The sequence below is a fragment of the Actinomyces israelii DSM 43320 genome (assembly GCF_000711965.1).
Taxonomy (GTDB): Bacteria; Actinomycetota; Actinomycetes; order Actinomycetales; family Actinomycetaceae; genus Actinomyces; species Actinomyces israelii.
Genome location: NZ_JONS01000059.1, coordinates 1 through 17,521 on the forward strand (window position 1 = coordinate 1; position 17,521 = coordinate 17,521).

The following is a 17,521-nucleotide window of genomic DNA, read 5'->3' on the forward strand; positions in this document are numbered from 1 at the left end:
TGTCTACGGAGATGACGTCGTAGGCATCGGACTGGGTCTGGGCGTTGTTGATAAGGGACTGGCGCTGCTGATCCGCCTCGGCGGAGAGCTCAATGAGGGTGACCTGCTCGTCCGGGTTGTCGGCGTTCCACGCGTCGATGCGCTCCTGCACCTTGCCGTCGGAGTTGTCCTTGCCCTGGACCCAGGTGATCGGGCCCGTGCCGGAGAAGTCAGCAGTGGTGTCCCCCCCCCCCCGGCCATTCGAGCAGGCTGCGGCGGCGCCGAGAGCCGCGGCCAGGGCGGAGCCCTGGATGAACCGACGCCGTGGAAGCGAAGCAGTCATCTGTAGTTTCCTCCTTGAAACGCTGTAAACGCGCATGACGGACGGGTGGTGGTGGGGAGATCCGCAGTCGGACGAGGTGTCGAGGGCAACGTTAGGCCGGAGGGCGTCGGGCAGGCGCCCGATCATCCGTACCGTTATCAATTCGTTATCTTCCGCCCCGTCATATTCCGGCCCGACCGGCCCGGCTTGCCCGCCCCCCGAACCGACCATTTGGCAGAATGGACCGGCGCACCCCGAGGAGAACCGATGAGCACCCCAGCACGTGAGCCCGCCCCGCGGGCGGGCACGACCGGCCCGAGCGGCGCCCCGCCCGGCGCCGGGTCGATCGAGAGCATGACCTTCCGGCCCGACCGCCGGTTCTGGGTCGTCTACGTGTGCCTCATGATGGTCGTCTTCCTCACGGCCATGTACCACACGGTCGTCGCCACCGCGCTGCCCACGATCATCGGGGACCTCGGCGGGGTGGCCCACATGTCCTGGGCGATCACCGCCTACACCATCGCCCAGACGCTGGCCATGCCCGTCACCGGCAAGCTCGGCGACGTCGTCGGCCGCAAGCCCCTGTACCTGACCGGCATCGTCCTGTTCATCGGCGGCTCGGTGCTGTGCGGCTTCGCGCCGTCCATGCTGCTGTTCGTGGCCGCGCGCTTCATCCAGGGCCTGGGCGGCGGCGCCCTGATGATCTCCTCCCAGGCCATCACCGGCGACCTCATCCCGCCGCGCGTGCGCGGCACCTACATGGCGCCCCTGGGGGCCATGTTCGGCGTCGCCGCGATCCTCGGCCCCCTGCTGGGCGGCTGGCTCACCGACTCCTTCGGCTGGCGCTGGGTGTTCTGGTTCTTCCTGCCCTTCGGGGTCTTCGCGTGGATCGCCGTCGCCGCCGCCCTGCGCCTGCCCCGACGCGAGCGCGCCTTCACCGTCGACTGGGCGGGCCTGACGCTCAGCGCCACCGGCTCAACCGGCATCGTGCTCATCGCCACCTGGGGCGGCACCACCTACGCCTGGTCCAGCCCGGTCATAATCGGCCTGGGTGCCGTCACCGCCGCATCCTGGGCGGCCCTGGTGCCGGTCGAGCGGCGCGCGGCCGACCCCATCCTTCCGCCGAGGATCCTGACCGACCACACCTTCGTCGTGGCCACCGTCGTGGCGGTGCTCATGTGCGCCTGCCTGTTCGGCATCAACGGCTACCTGCCGACCTACTTGCAGATGGTCTACGGGGTCTCGGCGACGGCGTCCGGGCTGCTGCTCGTGCCCGGCAGCGCCGGCATGTTCATCGGCTCCATGGTCTCCGGCGCCCTGGTCACCCGCACGGGGCGGTACAAGGTCTTCCCGGTCCTCGGCTCGCTGCTGGGCGCGACGGGCATGGTCGTCCTCGGCCTGGTGCCGCCCACCGCGCCGGTGTGGTGGATCAGCGCGGGCATGTTCGTCCTCCAGCTCGGCATCGGCATGTTCCTCCAGCTCAGCGTCCTGATCATCCAGAACGCCCTGCCGGCCTCCATGCTGGGCACCGCCACCAGCACGAACAACTTCTTCCGGGAGATCGGCGTCTCGCTGGGCAACTCCATCATCGGGGTCCTGTTCACCTCCCGGCTGACGGCCGCCCTGGCGCTGGTCGGGTTCGACGAGGAGGGCGTGTCCACGGTGACGCCCGAGGCCGTGCGAGCGCTGGACCCGGTCACGGCCGACGCCGTGCACCTGGCCTACGCCCATGCGCTGGCGCCGGTGCTGCTGGGGTTGGCCCCGGTACTGATCACGGCCGCCGCCGTCGCCGCGCTGTTCCGCCCCCTGCCCCTGTCGACGCGGACCGGCCTGGAGCAGCTCGAGGAGGAGCTCGCCGCGACCGACGCCCTGGTCGCCGACCACTCGGACGATTATGCTGGTGGCGCCACCGCACGCTTCGAGGAAGAGGCCGGACAATGACCACCAGCGAGGTCGCCCAGGGACTCACCAGCGCCAGCGCCGACGACGACCGGCGGGTCGACCCCCGCCTGGCCCGTCTGGCCGCCGCGGCGGCCGCCCGCGGCACGGTCCTGCTCACCAACGACGGCGTCCTGCCGCTGGACCCGGCGGCCCGCGTCGCAGTCTTCGGGCGCGTCCAGATCGACTGGTTCGCCGTCGGGTACGGCTCGGGCGGGGACGTCAACGCCCCCTACACCACCAACCTGCTCGACTCGCTGGTCGAGGCGGGCGTCGCCGTCGACTCCGGGCTCGCTGAGACCTACCGCAGCTGGTGCGCCTCCCAGGCAGTCGGCGCCCCGGAGTGGGGGAAGTGGCCGCGCTCCCACCCCGAGATGGAGCTGGACGAGGCGGCCGTGGAGGCGGCCGCGGCCCGCGCCGACGTCGCCGTCGTCGTCATCGGCCGCGCGGCCGGCGAGGACCGGGAGAACGTCCTGGAGCCCGGCTCCTACTACCTGACCGCGCCCGAGCGGCGCCTGCTGGAGCGGGTGGCAGCCCGCTTCGAGCGCACGGTCGTCATCGTCGACTCCGGCAACGTCATGGACCTGTCCTGGGCCGAAGAGCTGGGCGCGAGCGCGCTCCTGCTCGCCTGGCCGGGCGGGATGGAAGGGGCCCGCGCCGTCGCCGACGTGCTGCGCGGCGCCGTCGAGCCCGGCGGGCGCCTGCCGGACACCATCGCCCGCCGCTACGAGGACTGCCCCTCGGCGGCGAACTTCGGGGACCCCGAGGCCAACCACTACGCCGAGGACGTCTTCGTCGGCTACCGCTACTTCGAGACCTTCGCCCCGGACGCCGTCCAGTTCCCCTTCGGATTCGGCCTGGGCTACACGACCTTCGCGGTGGCGCCCGGCGCCCCCGTGCGCGAGGGGGACGTCGTGCGCCTGACGGCGTCGGCGACCAACACCGGGGGGAGGGCCGGCTCCACGGTCGTCCAGGTCTACGCCGCCCCGGCCTCGCGCGGCGCGCTGGCCTCGCCGGCGCGCGGGCTCGTCGCCTTCGCCCGCACCGCCGAGCTCGCTCCCGGCGGCACCCAGGAGCTCGACCTGTCCTTCCCCGTGGAGCGCCTGGCCTCCTTCGACGACTCCGGGGCCACCGGGCACCGCAACGCCTGGGTGCTCGAGGCGGGCGCGCACCCGCTCCACGTGGGGCTGTCCGTGCGGGACACCGCCGCGGCGGGCGCCGTCGACATCGGGGCCGCCGAGGTCCTCGAGCAGCTCGAGGAGGCGCTCGCCCCCTCCCCCGACCATCCCTTCGACCGCATGACGCCAGTGCGCGGGCGGGACGGAGGCGTCGTCGTCGGCTGGGAGCCGGTGCCCACGGCCACAGTCGACCTGCGCGAGCGCATCGTCTCCCGCCTGCCCGAACCGGTCGGCCCCGCCGGGGCCGCGGGCACCGGCGGGAGCGGGACCGGCCCCACCCTGCGGGACGTGGCCGCCGGCAGGGCGGACCTGGACGACGTCGTGGCCCGTCTGAGCGCGCAGGACCTCGCCCAGCTGGCCTACGGCGACATTGAGATGAATTCCCCGCTGGGGGCGCCCGGCAACGCCGGCGCCTTCGGGGGCCTGACCGAGGGTCTGCGCGCCCTGGGCGTGCCGCCGGTCATCACCACCGACGGACCGTCGGGCATCCGGGTGTCGGCCTTCGCCTCCCTGCTGCCGTGCGGCACGGCGCTCGCCTCCGCCTGGGACCCGGCCCTGGTCGAGGAGCTCGAGGGCCTCCACGCCGAGGAGATGCTCCGCAAGGGCTCCGACGTCCTGCTCGCCCCCGGCATGAACATCCACCGCGACCCGCTGTGCGGGCGCAGCTTCGAGTACTACTCCGAGGACCCGCTGCTGACGGGCCTGACGGCGGCCGCCTACGTGCGCGGCATCCAGTCGCGGGGCGCGTCCGCCTGCCCCAAGCACCTGGCCTGCAACAACCAGGAGACTCAGCGGTGGGTCAACGACTCGCGCGTGTCCCAGCGGGCCCTGCGCGAGATCTACCTGCGGGGCTTCCGCATCTGCGTGGAGCGGGCCCGCCCCCGCACGATCATGACCAGCTACAACAAGATCAACGGGCAGTGGGCCCACTACAGCTACGACCTGGCCACCACGATCCTGCGCGGGGAGTGGGGCTATAGGGGCCTGGTCATCACCGACTGGTGGATGCGCTACGCCCCCGACCCGCTCTTCGCCTCTCTCGCCGACTCCGCCACGCGCGTGCGCGCGCAGGTAGACGTCCTCATGCCCGGCGGGCGCACGTACACCAGCACCCGGGCCGAGGGGCACGACGACGCCGTCCTGGCCTGCTACGACCCCGACGACGACTCCGGCGAGCACCTGACTCTGGGCGAGCTCCAGCGCACGGGACGCAATGTGCTGCGCATGGCGCTGACCACCCGGGCCCTGGCGGGGCCGGCTCCGAGTGGGCCGGCGACCGGGCCGGTAGGCTCGCGCCCATGACCGAGGAGACCCCCTTCGCCCAGGCCCGGCCCTACTTCGCCGGGGACGCGCGCACCAACCGCGAGCGCATGCTCGCCGGCGACTGGTACGTCTCCGACGACCCGGACAACGCCCGGATCGCCGCCCGCGCCCGCCGCGAGCTCCACCTCTACGAGCGCGCCTTCGCCATGGGCGAGGACGACGCCGAGGAGCACCTGCGCGCCGCCCTGCCCCACCTCGCGCCGGGCGCCCGCCTGCTGCCGCCGGTGCGCGTGGACTACGGGGGAGAACATCGCCGTCGGCAAGGGCACCTTCGCCAACTACGGGCTGGTGGCCCTGGACGTCGCCCCCATCACCATTGGCGCGCACTGCCAGATCGGCCCCGGCGTCCAGCTGCTCACCCCAGTCCACCCCCTGGAGCCGACGCCGCGGCGGGTCGGGCTGGAGAGCGCCGACCCGATCGTCATCGAGGACAATGTGTGGCTCGGCGGGGGCGTCATCGTGTGCCCGGGGGTGCGGATCGGCGAAAGCTGCGTCATCGGCGCGGGCTCGGTGGTGACCCGGGACATCCCGGCGCGCTCCCTGGCGGTGGGCAGCCCGGCGCGCGTCGTCCGCACCCTGGACGACTCGACCTTCGGCCCCCGCCACTGACGCCGAGATCGGTCCAGCTCCGCACCGAGATCGGTTCTGAGCAACAACAGCCCCAGCAGTAACACGTCAAGGAGTCAGCGTGGACGCCGCATCCTTCTCAGACCTGGCGGCCTCCCGGCACTCGGTGCGGGACTTCCGCCCCGACCCCGTGCCGGCCGAGGTGCTCGACAAGATTCTCGACGACGCCCGGCAGGCGCCGAGCTGGTCGAATACGCGCCCCTTCATGCTGGCGCTGGCCACCGGGGACCGGGCCGACCGGCTGCGCGCGGCCTACGTGCGGGAGTTCGACAAGACGCTCGGCGTGCAGCACAGGGAGCGTGGGGCCCTGGCCAGGCTGGCGCTGGCCGGCAACATCCCCGACGGCGACTACAAGGTCTGGGCGCCCTACCCGGCGGACCTGCGTGTGCACTCGATCGCCGTCGGCAGGGCCCTGTACGAGCACCTCGGAGTGGCGCGCGGGGACCGGGCACGGCGCGACGAAGTGAACCGACGCAACTGCGAGGCCTTCGGCGCACCCGTCATGGGATTCGTCCTCATCCACTCCGGGCTCATGCCCTTCGCGGCCCTCGACGCCGGGATCATGCTCCAGACCCTGTTCCTGTCGGCCCGGGCCCGCGGGGTCGACTCCTGCCCCATCGGGATTCTCGCCACCTGGCGCGGCCCGCTCGACGCCGAGTTCGAGGTGCCGGCCGACTACCGCCTCATCACGGGCTTCGCCCTGGGCTACGCCTCGGACGCCCCGGTCAACGACTTCCGGGCGGAGCGGCGGCCTGTGCGGCTGGTGCCGGCCCGGTCGTGAACCGGCTGCGGCTGAGCGACCGCCCATCGCACGAGCCCGCCGCCCCTTCCGCGCGCTGCTCAGCGAGGGCCGCGCTCAGCGGGGCCGCCCGCGGTCGCCGCGGAGGTCTCCGCATCCTGCGCCTCCCGACGACGTCGCCACACGGGCGGGACGATGAGCCCGCGCCGATGCGCGGTGACCGCCATGGCCGCACCCGCCGCCGTGCATACGATGACGGCGACCACGGAGCCCTCTACGCCCATGCCGCCCCCGGTGAGGACGTCCGAGCCGCTGAACGACGCCTCGAACAGCCCCCGGCTTCTGACCGTCCCCGAGATCTCGGAGCCGAAGATGCCGCCCTGGACGAAGTTCCAGGCCGCGTGCAGACCGATCACGAACCACAGTCGCCGCGTCACCAGGTAGCACGCCCCCAGGAGCACGCCCGCCTCCAGGGCGATGGCCACAGCGCCGAACGCGGTGGCATCCGTATTGCCGAGGTGCACTGCGCCGAACAGGACCGCGGTCACGGCCAGCGCCCACCACGAGCCGAGCCACGCCTCCAGAAGACGGAGCAGGATGCCCCGAAAGAGGAGCTCCTCGCCGACACCGGCCATGATCCCGGCTGCCAGGCCGATAAGAATGCCCTTGTCCCAGCCGACCGCGGCAATCCGGTAGGAGCCGATCACGGCGAGGACGGCGAAGACCGCGACCATGAGAGCGGCCCCCCCACCCCAGGCCGGCGCCGAGCTCGCGGAGCCGGCCCGGGCCGGACAGCTCGCGGACCGTCCTCCTGCGGACGAGCCGCATGAGCCCCCGGTATCCGGCAAGGCCGATGACGGCCGTCACGACCGAGCCGATGAGCAGGCCGGTGGGGAAGAGCGTGATCCGACGCCCTGCCGCTCCCGCAATCGCGTCCCTCGTCGTCTCTCCGAGGACAACGCCGACAAGTGCGCCCGTCGCCCCTCCGAGCGCCTGCGCCACGACGTACAGCAGAATGCCCAGGGGCAGCTGGACGCCCCAGAGCCGCGCGGCGTCCTCGTCCCTGTGCGCCGACTCGATCGCCGGCGGAACAAGATGGTCGAGGAAGCCGGGGCGCCGTACACGGGGTGGTACTGAAGTGCAGCTCATGGCCCCATGATCCCGAGTGCGCCCGCCTCCGGCGTCGTCTCGAGGAAGGAGAGGCGTCCCAGGATCGTCCGGGCAGCGGCTCCCGCCGCGGTATGGGCAGTCCGCCCGACAACGCTCGGCGGAAGGGGCGTCGGAAGAGGGATGACGTGTCACAGGGCAATGCCATCACCCAGCGGCTCGCCCTTCCATGGTGCCGGCACCACAGCCGTGGTGGTGCCGGCACCACCCGCCGAGACCGGCCGGGTCGCCCGTTAGTACGCGCAGTCATATAGCGGACGCCGGCTCTCAGCGGCCCTCCGAGAGCTCACCCGTGATTGAATAACCTCCGCCCGTCACCGCCATGAGTTTCAGGAGGCCCGATGGTCACGATGCGCGAGGTGGCCGCGCACGCGCGAGTCAGTCAGAAGACCGTGTCCCGCGTCTTCAACGACGATCCCCACGTGCGCCCCGAAACTCGCGAGCGGGTGCGCAGCGCGATGCGGGACCTCGGCTACGTCGCCAACCCGATCGCCGGGGTCTTCCGATCGGGACGGGTCCCTGTGCTCGGCATTGCCGTCCCCGACGTCGGGGACCCCTTCTTCGCTGCGATCGTGCGCGCCGTCGACGCCGTCGCGCGCGAGGCGGACATGTCGACCCTCGTGGCGAGCCTGGGCCACGACCCGAGCCGTGAGGAGGCCATTGTGCGCAGCCTCCTGCGCCGCGCACCGAGCGGTCTCATGATGGCGCCGATCGGGCCCGACCAGGGGTACCTCGACGACGCCGCCGCCGGAGTCCCCGTCGTGTTCGTGGACCGGGAGCCGGTCGGCTACCGCTCCGACGCCATCCGCCACGACGACGCCGCAGGGGCCGGGCTCGCCGTCGCGCACCTCATCGAGCACGGTCACCGGACCATCGCCTTCACCGGAGACGACTGCGACCTTCCCACCACGCGTGAGCGCCAACGCGTGTACCGGGAGGTTCTGCGTGAGCACGGGCTGCCGAGCCGGCCCGAGCTCGAGCGCCTCGGGGTGATCGACGATGAGACCGCGGCCGCGGCGGTCCGCGGTCTCATCGGGCTCGCGGACCCTCCCACCGCCGTGTTCTCCTCCAACGCCGCATGCACGATGCTGCTCGTGCCTCCGCTGCTCGACACCGATCTCTCGCTGGCATCCTTCGGGGACTTCCCCATGGCGTCCTCGCTCACGCCCCCGGTGTGCGCCGTCGACCAGGACCCCGCGGCCATGGGGTCTCTGGCCGCCGAACGGCTCCTGGCGCGCAGCCGCGGTCCGCTGGGAGACGACTCGCCGACACGGACCGTGCTTCCCGTCCGCCTCATTCACAGGGGCTCGTGCCTCCGCCGGGGCCGCACCGCGTCGTGACCGCCGCCGCCGGCGCGTCCAGCGCACCCGGGCCGGCGGACCCGGACGTGCGGTGCGGCCCCTCCTCCCGTCAGCGGTTGGTGTAGCCGCCGTCGATCGGCAGGCTCGCACCGGTGATCATCGCCGCATCGTCGCTGAGCAGGAAGACGATGGGACCGGCGATGTCGTCCTCGGTGGCCCAGCGCCCCAGGGGCATCTGCTCCAGGTAGGGCCCCTCGATCTCCGGCCTGCCCCAGTACCACGCGGACATGGGCGTCATCACGACAGTCGGGTTGACGCTGTTGACGCGAATGCCGTACTCGCCGAGCTCCAGAGCGGAGACCCGCGTGATGTTGTCCAGTGCGGCCTTGGAGGAGCCGTAGGCGATGTGGCCCTTGAGACCGACCAGGCTCGCCTGGCTGGAGACGTTGACAATCGCCCCGCCCCGGCCGACGCGCACCATCTCCCGCGAGGCGTACTTCGTCACGAGCAGCGCACTGCGGGCGTTGATGGCCATCACCTTGTCGAAGACCTCGACGTCGGCCTCCATCGGCGTCTCAATGGCCCCTCCCCAGCCGCCGCAGTTGACGACGCCGTACAGGTCGCGGCCCTCGATCGCCCTGCGGACGCTGTCCTCCTCGGTCAGCTCGAACGGCAGTGGCTGCGCGCCGGTCTCATCGGCCAGCGCCGCCAGAACCTTCTCATTGCGTCCTCCGGCCAGGACGGTCGCGCCACGGGCGCAAAGGCGCCGGACGGCTGCGCCGCCGATGCCTCCGCTCGCACCGGTGACCAGGATCGTGCGTCCATCGAAGAAGTCGTCCATGTGTGCCTCCTTGCATGCCTCCCGGGACAACCGGGGGCGCCGGAGTATCCGGCGTTGACAACCAACAGCCAACACCTCCATGACTCCGATGTCATTATGATGTTAATCATAATTGACTCCGGTGTCATGCCTCAGTTACCGTCTTCTCACCCGGAACACTCGATGAGGAGGAACCATGAGCGCGACATCAGACCCGCGCCGACCCGCCGGCGCGGCAGAACGCGGGATGCACGACCAGACCCGGATCAGCGACCTCTGCCTGGCTGTCGACCTGGCCGTCGAGCTCGCCGCCCGTGCCTCGCACTCGGGAGAGCGGACCATTATGGGGATCGTCGGACCGCCGGGCTCCGGCAAGTCGACCGTCGCGCAGAAGATCGTCCAGGCGCTGGGAGACGACGCCGTCCTGGTCCCCATGGACGGATTCCATCTCGCGCAGGAGGAGCTCGTCCGCCTTGGACGCAGGGACCGGATGGGAGCCCCCGACACCTTCGACGTCACCGGTTTCGCGAGCCTCCTGGGCCGCCTGCGCCGCCGGGACGAGGACGTGGTCTACGCCCCTCGCTTCGACCGCTCCATCGAGCTGCCGATCGCCGGGGCGATCGCGATCCCGCGGGACGTGCCGCTCATCATCACCGAGGGCAACTACCTGCTGCACGACGGCGAGGGCTGGCAGGCCCTCGCACCGCTGCTCGACACCACGTGGTACGTGGAAGTGCCCCGGTCCCTGCGGGAGGAGCGGCTCATAGCCAGGCGCATCGCGCACGGCGACACCCCCGACCACTCGGCGCAGTGGGTGCGCACGGTCGATGCGCGCAACGCGCAGACCGTTGAACGCGCTCGAGAGCTCGCGGATGCCGTACTGGAACGGGGCAGGGGAATGACGAGCAAGGCGCTGGCGGCATCGACTCTGCCCTGCCTGGACCCGTCCGTCGCCGTCCCGGGCTACGACCGCCGGGCCGGGGAGCAGCAGATCGTCCACCTCGGCGTCGGCGGATTCCACCGCGCCCACCTCGCCCAGTACGTCGACCGGCTCCGCTGCGCCGGAGAACTGCGGTGGAGACTCATCGGAGTCGGAGTCCTGGAGCAGGATCGGGCCCTGCGCGATGCGCTCGCGGGGCAGGACAATCTCTACACCCTGGTCACGGTCGACCCAGACGGGGCCGAGCACGCCCGTGTGATCGGCGCGCTCTCGCAGTACCTGTTCGCCCCCGAGGACCCGCAGGCCGTCATCGACGCGCTCTCAGCGCCGCAGACCCGGATCATCTCCATGACGATCACCGAGGGAGGGTATGAGACAGACGGCGCGGGCGAGTTCTCCCCTCGTTCCCGAGCCGTGCTCGCGGATCTCGCGGCCGACGGCGACGACGCGCCGGGCAGCGCCCTGGGACTCGTCGTCGCCGCGCTCCAGCGCCGCAGGCTCACCGGCGCCGGGGGCGCGACGATCATGAGCTGCGACAACCTGCCGCACAATGGCGCGGTCGCCCGGGAGGCCGTGCGCGGCTTCGCGCTGCGCCGCATCCCCGACCTCGCCCCCTGGATCGACGAGAACGTCGACTTCCCCAGCTCCATGGTCGACCGCATCACGCCCGCGACCACCGATCGCACCAGGATGGGCCTCGCCGAACACTTCGGCGTCGAGGACGCCTGGCCCGTGCGCGCGGAGTCCTTCATCCAGTGGGTGGTCGAGGACCGGTTCCGCGGGGGACGGCCCGCCTTCGAGGAGGTCGGAGTGCACGTCGTCGAGGACGTCACCCCCTACGAGCGGATGAAGCTGCGCCTGCTCAACGCCTCCCACCAGGCGCTGGGCCACCTCGGCCTGCTCGCCGGGCACACCATGGTGCACGAGGCCATGCAGGACAAGGACCTGGCCGGGTTCGTCGGCAGCTACATGCGTCATGAGGCCCTGCCGACGCTCGGCCCCGTTCCCGGGATCGACCCGGAGGCCTACTGCCGGTCCCTGGAGGAGCGCCTCGCCGGGAAGGCGGTGCGCGACACCCTGGCGCGCCAGGTGGTGGACGCCTCCGACCGGTTGGCGACCTTCCTCGTCCCCGTCATCCGGGACCGCCTCGCCGCCGGCGACGGCATCGGCCACAGCGCCCTCATCCTGGCCGGCTGGTACCAGCGCCTCGACGCCTTCGAGCAGTCCGGCGCCGACGTCCTCGACCTGCCTGACCCGCTGCGCGACCGGCTCCTGGCCGCCGTCCGCGAGGAGCGCACCCGACCCGGCGCCTTCCTCGAGACCCCGGAGGTTCTCGGGGACCTCGCCTCCTCGCCCGAGCTGCGGGCCGCTTTCCTGCGTGCCCGAGACCGGCTATGTGCCCAAGGCCTACGACCGACCCTGCTGACCGCGACCGTGAAGCCCTGACCAAGGAGATCTCCATGACACCCACATCGACCGACCCCCCCCTCCCCCGTCCCCACCCTCCATTTCCTCCGCCGGCGCCGGAGCTACCGGCCTCGTCCTGCGCAGCGCGGTTGTCGCCGCCCTGGGAGGCTTGCTATTCGGATTTGACACAGCCGTCATCTCCGGTACCACCGAGTCACTGTCTCGGGTCTTCGACCTGTCCGGCTTCGGACTTGGTTTTACCGTCGCGACCGCGCTCATCGGCACAATTATCGGCGCCCTGCTCGGCGGCATGCCCGCTGACCGGTTCGGCCGCAAAAAGGTCCTGTACACCATTGGTCTGCTCTACATCGTCTCCGCCGTCGGCAGCGGCCTCGTGTCGAACTGGTACCTGTTCATGTTCTTCCGATTCATCGGCGGGCTCGGCGTTGGCGCAGCGAGCGTCGTCGCCCCCGTCTACACCTCGGAGATCTCTCCCGCCCGGATACGCGGGCGTCTTGTCGGCCTGGTCCAGTTCAATGTCGTTCTCGGCATCCTGCTGGCCTACCTGTCCAACTGGGTCATCGCCCAGCTGGCCAGCGAGCAGATCGCCTGGCGCTGGATGCTCGTGGCCGAAGCGGCTCCGGCTCTAGTGTTCTTCCTGCTCGTCTTCACGGTGCCGGAGAGCCCCCGCTGGCTCTACACGACCGGTCGTTACGAGGAGTCCCGGCACGTCCTGGGACTCCTGACAGCCTCCGAGAAGGAGCTCCTTTCCGAGTACGCGCAGATCGAGCAGGCGGAAGCCGCCGAAGCGGATGCATCGGGTGCCAGGCTCTTCGTGGCCGCTCATCGTCGAGCGATTCTCCTGGCTATCGCAATCGCCGCATTCAACCAGCTCTCCGGCATCAACGCGGTCCTCTACTACGCCCCCGAGATCTTCCGCATGACCGGGGCCAGCGGCAACACCGCGATGCTTCAGTCCGTCGTCGTCGGCATCGTCAATCTCCTGGCCACGATGGCCGGCCTGAGCATCATCGACCGCGTGGGTCGTCGCAGGCTCATGCTCGCAGGCTCAATAGGCTATCTCATCTCGCTGGGGACCGTCTCCGCGCTTTTCCTCGGGACCGGCGGCGACTTCACTGCCGGCAGCTCGATGCTCGTCCTCGTCAGCGTGCTCGTATTCATCGCTTCGCACGCCTTCGGCGAGGGCGCTGTCATCTGGGTATTCATCTCCGAGATCTTCCCGAACAAGGTAAGAGGCAAGGGGCAGGCTCTAGGAGGATTCGTCCACTGGCTCTTCGCAGCACTCACCTCCTGGACCTTTCCCGGCATCGCGGCGTCCCTGGGCGGGGGCGCAGCCTTCCTCGTCTTCTTCGCGTGCATGATCGGTCTGCTCATCTGGGTGCTGCGCATTATGCCCGAGACGAAGCAAGTAAGCCTGGAGCACATGGCGGCTGCGCTCGACAGTCCATCACGGCGGGGCCGGTAACCGCCTTCCGTACCCGGACATCCCGGAGCCTCGTGCTGCGGCTGGTCCTGGCCGCAGCACGAGGCACTCGGTGGGCGCGGCGCCGTCGACGGTGAGCTCGACGCCCGATCAGCCCGAACAACCACGCACAGGCACGAGCGAGACAAAACGCGGTGCCCCGGCACGGGCGACGGCAGCATCAGGCACATGCCCGTCGTTCGGCGACAACACGCTCCGACCATAAAGCTGGAGATAGTCTTCCTCAGCAGTCTCATAAAGGCCGTCAGCAACCGCCTGCCGCGTCATCTCTGCCATCGCCGCCCGCCCCTTCCAACCGGGCAGACCCGTCGGCGACCAGCAGCGCCTCCAGGTCGGCGAGGACCGCATCTCTCCGGGGGAAGCGCCGTCGTCTTCACAGCAGACGTCACGCGCTCATGATGAGCAAGAAACGAAAAAATCGCAGGAGTCGGCGGGTCCCGGCTCTCCCACCCGCTCAGGCCCGGGTGATCGGGGCCAGGCGCAGCATGAGGCGCTTGGTGACCGCGGCGCCGTCGATGGTGAACTCGACGCGCGCCACTGTGGAGCGCCCCGATCCCTCCAGGCCGACGACGGCGCCCACCCCGTAGGACGTGTGCCGCACCCGGTCGCCGACCTTGAGGCCGGCCACCGCCTCTGGCAGGGCCGCGGAGTCCGAGTCCGCGTCGCCGCTGCCATCGAGCCGCACCGGCTTGCCGCGGGCGGCCAGGCGCTTGGCGCGCCTCGCCTCGGCCCGGTCCTTGGGGGTCTCGACCCGCCCGAGCCGCTTCGGCCGGCCGCCGCCGCGCCGCCCCGAGCCAATGGCCGGTGCGAAGTCGTCGTCGTCCGCCTCCCTCCCGCCCCGGCCGCCGTAGGGCCCGCGCCCGGAGGCGAAGCCGCCCTCGCCCCAGCCGCTCCCCCAGCCGGTGCCGCCGCCGCGCAGCGCGTCCATGGAGGAGGTGATGCGCTTCCACTCCATGGTCTCGGCGGGGATGTCGTCCAGGAATCGGGAGGCGGGCATGGCGCTGGCGGCGCCCCAGGCGCTGCGCACGGCGGCGCGGGTGACGTAGAGGCGCTGGCGGGCGCGAGTGAGGGCCACGTAGGCCAGGCGGCGCTCCTCGGCGAGCTCGGCGTCCTCGGCCAGGGCGCGCGAGTGCGGGAAGGTGCCGTCCTCCATGCCGGTGACGAAGACGACCGGGAACTCCAGTCCCTTGGCGGTGTGGACGGTCATGAGGGTGACCTGCCCCTGCTCCTCGGCGGCGGCCGCGGCCGCCCGCTCCCCCTCGGACATGGCGGCGAGGTCGGCCGACGGCGGCAGCTGGTCGGAGTCTGCCACAAGGCTGACCCGCTCCAGGAAGTCCGCCAGGGTGCCCTCGGGGTTGGCGGCCTGGAAGTCGGAGGCCACCGAGTGGAGCTCGGCGAGGTTCTCCACGCGCGTGGCGTCCTGCGGGTCGTCGCTGGCGCGCAGCTCGGCGAGGTAGCCGGAGGCGTCCAGGGCGGAGTCCAGGAGGTCGGCGACGCCGTCGCCCTCGGTGAGCCGGCCGCGCAGGGAGGCGAGCAGCTCGTGGAAGCGGGTCGCCTGGGTGCGGGCGCGGGCGGTCAGGCCCTCGACGGCGGGCGGCTCCTGGCCGGGTGCGTCCAGGTCCCCGGCGGCGTCGCCCTCGTCGGCCGGGCGCATCGCCCCGGCGGCGTCGGCGATGGCGGTGCCGAAGGAGACTCCGTGGCGGGCGGCGTGCTCGGCCAGGACCGACTCCGCCTTGTCCCCCAGGCCGCGCTTGGGGACGTTGAGGATGCGGCGCAGGTTGACGTCGTCGTCGGGGTTGTCAATGGCGCGCAGGTAGGCGATGGCGTCCTTGATCTCACGGCGCTCGTAGAAGCGGGTGCCGCCGACGACCTTGTATGGCTGGCCGGAGCGCAGGAAGGCCTCCTCCAGGGCGCGTGACTGGGAGTTGGTGCGGTAGAAGACGGCGACGTCGCGGGGGCGCACGCCCTCGACGTCGGACAGGCGGTCGATCTCCTGGCTGATCCAGCGGGCCTCATCGTGCTCGGAGTCGGCGACGTAGCCGACGATCGCGGGCCCGTCGCCGGAGTCGGTCCACAGGTTCTTCTCCCGGCGCCCGGAGTTGCGGGAGATGACGGCGTTGGCGGCGCTCAGGATGTTCTGGGTGGAGCGGTAGTTCTGCTCCAGCAGGATGGTGCGGGCACTGGGGTAGTCCTGCTCGAACTCCTCGATATTGCGGATGGTGGCGCCGCGGAAGGCGTAGATGGACTGGTCGGAGTCGCCGACGACGGTCAGCTCGCCGGGTGGGACGGGGCTGCCGGCGCCCGAGGTCCCGGGCCCGCCGACGAGCTCGCGCACGAGCACGTACTGGGCGTGGTTGGTGTCCTGGTACTCGTCGACGAGCACGTGGCGGAACCGGCGCCGGTACATCTCGGCCACAGCGGGCCGGGTCTGGAGGAGCTGGACCGTGCGCATAATGAGGTCGTCGAAGTCCAGGGCGTTGGCGGCGGCCAGGCGCTCGGCGTAGGCGCGGTAGACCTCAGTCAGGTGGCGGTCCAACGGGTTGGAGGTGACGGCCCTCTCCGCGTACTGGGCGGGAGTGACCAGCTCGTTCTTCAAGTCGGAGATGCGGTGGGCGAAGGTCTTGGGGGTGAAGCGCTTGGGGTCGATGCCAAGCTCGCGCACGATGAGGGTGACCAGGCGGGTGGAGTCGGCGGCGTCGTAGATGGAGAAGGTGGAGCGCAGGCCGGCGGCCTCGTGCTCGCGGCGCAGGATGCGCACGCAGGCGGAGTGGAAGGTGGAGACCCACATGCGCTCCCCGGCGGGGCCCACCAGGGCAGTGACGCGCTCGCGCATCTCGGCGGCGGCCTTGTTGGTGAAGGTGATGGCGAGAATCTCGCCGGGGCGGGCGCGGCCGGTGGCGATGAGGTGGGCGATGCGGTGGGTCAGTACCCGGGTCTTGCCGCTGCCGGCTCCGGCGATAATGAGCAGCGGGCTTCCGGCGTGGGTGACGGCCCGCGCCTGGGCCGGGTTGAGAGCCGGGTTGAGACCAGTCAGGAGGTCCGCGGGGTCGGCCACGGTCACGCCCCAGGCGGGGGCGCCGGGGGCGTACGACGACGGCGACGGCGCTGAGGGCACGGTGCCGGCCTCGCCGCTGCGGGCGCGGGCCGCGGCCGCAGCGGTCTGGGCCCGGGCGACGAGCGCGGCGGCCTCGTGCTGCCGGTTCTCCCAGGCGTCGGCCTCGGCCTGGTCCCGCTGGGAGGGGACGAAGACGTCGGGGTCGTCGTCATAGCCGTCATAGCCGTCGTCCTCGTCTGGCGGATCGGCGTCGGCCCAGGCGCCGCCCGGCCAGTCGTCGGCGGGCGTCAGCGAAGGCAGTACCGCCTCGGGCGGGGGCGTGGGGCCGGTGCCGTGGCCGGGCATGGGCAGTCCACCGAAGAGGGAGTTAGTCGCGTTCATCGTGGGGCCAAGCCTAAGCCAGGCGGGCGCGGTGCGGTCGCGACACGGGGCCTGGCCCGGGCCCGCGGTTCCCTTTCGCCGAGATCGGTCCGGTTCCGCACCGAGATCGGTTCGAGGCGTCCGCCGAGCGCTGTTGCGCCCCGGACAGAGATCGTCCTGCGCACCTTCAGCGTCCCGTACCGTCCGGTCCGCGTCACAGAATCGCAGAATCACGCCAATCTCCGCCACGCCCGAGACCATCGGCCGTCTTGATGGCGCATGGGTGATCACCTGTCCCACCCCGGAGCCAGTCGTCGCGATGACCAGCCCCGGGGCGGCTGAGAGCAGCCGGCAGATGCTCACCGAGCCCCGCGGACCGATCTCGGCGCGGAAGTGAACCGATCTCGAGCCGGAATACGACCGATCTCGACGAGAGGGCGGCGGCCCGCCTGCCTCGGAGCCGATCCGAGGCCGGGCGGGCGCGGTGCGGGCGCGACCGCGGCGCAGGGCCTGGCCCGGACGCCTGCGGCGCTGTACGATCCTCCGTCGGGACGGCGACGTCCCTGTTTCTCACAACCCCAGAAATACCCAGAAATAGAGGCATCCCCATGACGCCGCAGGCCACGCCCGCAGGACTCGCAGACATCACCTCCGAGAAGGAGGCCGACCTGCTCGGGCAGAACTTCGAGAAGGTTCTTCACTCGGCACTCGCCCTCCCCGGCGTACGAATCGACCGGGGCGCATATGGCTGGAATTAAACAAGATCGGTGTGTGGCGGTGTGACTGGGAGGTGCTCGAAGTCGTAGTCGAAGGTGCGGTTGGTGATGTAGGCGGTGAAGGCCGCGAAGGTGTTCTCCGGGG

General features: G+C 71.3%; 10 protein-coding genes and 2 pseudogenes. 8 read left to right on the top strand and 4 right to left on the bottom strand.

The window, feature by feature from the left end; all coding sequences use genetic code 11:
* Positions 1–322 (bottom strand): annotated as a pseudogene (locus tag O145_RS13850) (ABC transporter substrate-binding protein); the annotation flags it as partial.
* A gap of 246 nt (positions 323–568) precedes the next feature.
* Here O145_RS13850 and O145_RS13855 point away from each other — a divergent pair.
* The 4 genes and pseudogenes from O145_RS13855 to O145_RS13870 all read left to right on the top strand — a co-directional run bounded on the left by O145_RS13855 (position 569) and on the right by O145_RS13870 (position 6,148).
* Positions 569–2,242: an MDR family MFS transporter gene (locus tag O145_RS13855; RefSeq protein WP_084682641.1), complete on the top strand. Its 1,674-nt coding sequence runs from the start codon at positions 569–571 to the stop codon at positions 2,240–2,242.
* Positions 2,239–4,719 (top strand): glycoside hydrolase family 3 C-terminal domain-containing protein, encoded by a 2,481-nt coding sequence (locus O145_RS13860; protein ID WP_084682642.1) that lies wholly within the window; start codon positions 2,239–2,241, stop codon positions 4,717–4,719. Before O145_RS13855 ends, O145_RS13860 begins: the two co-directional genes overlap by 4 nt.
* Positions 4,716–5,349 (top strand): annotated as a pseudogene (locus O145_RS19765) (sugar O-acetyltransferase). Before O145_RS13860 ends, O145_RS19765 begins: the two are co-directional and overlap by 4 nt.
* A gap of 79 nt (positions 5,350–5,428) precedes the next feature.
* On the top strand, positions 5,429–6,148 hold the full coding sequence (locus O145_RS13870) for a nitroreductase (protein WP_043564027.1): 720 nt from the start codon (positions 5,429–5,431) through the stop codon (positions 6,146–6,148).
* Positions 6,149–6,207: 59 nt separating this feature from the next.
* Here O145_RS13870 and O145_RS19405 read toward each other — a convergent pair whose 3' ends face one another.
* A complete protein-coding gene (locus O145_RS19405; RefSeq protein WP_229118590.1) occupies positions 6,208–6,840 on the bottom strand; it encodes a CPBP family intramembrane glutamic endopeptidase in 633 nt (210 codons plus the stop codon).
* A gap of 774 nt (positions 6,841–7,614) precedes the next feature.
* Between O145_RS19405 and O145_RS13880 the strand changes: the two genes are divergently transcribed.
* Positions 7,615–8,613 carry a LacI family DNA-binding transcriptional regulator gene (locus tag O145_RS13880; RefSeq protein WP_043564029.1) on the top strand — a complete coding sequence of 333 codons (999 nt, stop codon included), beginning with the start codon at positions 7,615–7,617 and terminating at the stop codon, positions 8,611–8,613.
* Positions 8,614–8,683: 70 nt separating this feature from the next.
* Here the strand turns inward: O145_RS13880 and O145_RS13885 are convergent, their stop codons facing one another.
* Positions 8,684–9,415, bottom strand: coding sequence for an SDR family oxidoreductase (locus O145_RS13885; protein ID WP_043564031.1), 732 nt, complete (start codon positions 9,413–9,415; stop codon positions 8,684–8,686).
* Positions 9,416–9,590: 175 nt separating this feature from the next.
* On the opposite strand from O145_RS13885, the gene O145_RS13890 reads away from it, so the two are divergent.
* Positions 9,591–11,780, top strand: a complete 2,190-nt coding sequence (locus O145_RS13890) for a nucleoside/nucleotide kinase family protein (protein ID WP_084682643.1) — start codon at positions 9,591–9,593, stop codon at positions 11,778–11,780.
* Between the two features lie 97 nt (positions 11,781–11,877).
* On the top strand, positions 11,878–13,227 hold the full coding sequence (locus O145_RS13895; protein WP_324252508.1) for a sugar porter family MFS transporter: 1,350 nt from the start codon (positions 11,878–11,880) through the stop codon (positions 13,225–13,227).
* A gap of 472 nt (positions 13,228–13,699) precedes the next feature.
* Here O145_RS13895 and O145_RS13900 read toward each other — a convergent pair whose 3' ends face one another.
* On the bottom strand, positions 13,700–16,681 hold the full coding sequence (locus O145_RS13900; RefSeq protein ID WP_043564035.1) for an ATP-dependent helicase: 2,982 nt from the start codon (positions 16,679–16,681) through the stop codon (positions 13,700–13,702).
* Positions 16,682–17,268: 587 nt separating this feature from the next.
* Here O145_RS13900 and O145_RS18430 point away from each other — a divergent pair.
* Positions 17,269–17,418, top strand: a complete 150-nt coding sequence (locus O145_RS18430; protein WP_156966787.1) for a hypothetical protein — start codon at positions 17,269–17,271, stop codon at positions 17,416–17,418.
* Positions 17,419–17,521 lie beyond the last annotated feature (103 nt).

What these genes read in the sequence shown, in the direction of transcription:
- O145_RS13890 (WP_084682643.1), top strand. Translation starts at nt 9,591, where the DNA reads ATGAGCGCGACATCAGACCCGCGCCGACCCGCCGGCGCGGCAGAACGC.
- O145_RS13885 (WP_043564031.1), bottom strand. Translation starts at nt 9,415, where the DNA reads ATGGACGACTTCTTCGATGGACGCACGATCCTGGTCACCGGTGCGAGC.
- O145_RS19405 (WP_229118590.1), bottom strand. Translation starts at nt 6,840, where the DNA reads ATGGTCGCGGTCTTCGCCGTCCTCGCCGTGATCGGCTCCTACCGGATT.
- O145_RS18430 (WP_156966787.1), top strand. Translation starts at nt 17,269, where the DNA reads ATGACGCCGCAGGCCACGCCCGCAGGACTCGCAGACATCACCTCCGAG.
- O145_RS13880 (WP_043564029.1), top strand. Translation starts at nt 7,615, where the DNA reads ATGGTCACGATGCGCGAGGTGGCCGCGCACGCGCGAGTCAGTCAGAAG.
- O145_RS13860 (WP_084682642.1), top strand. Translation starts at nt 2,239, where the DNA reads ATGACCACCAGCGAGGTCGCCCAGGGACTCACCAGCGCCAGCGCCGAC.
- O145_RS13900 (WP_043564035.1), bottom strand. Translation starts at nt 16,681, where the DNA reads ATGAACGCGACTAACTCCCTCTTCGGTGGACTGCCCATGCCCGGCCAC.
- O145_RS13855 (WP_084682641.1), top strand. Translation starts at nt 569, where the DNA reads ATGAGCACCCCAGCACGTGAGCCCGCCCCGCGGGCGGGCACGACCGGC.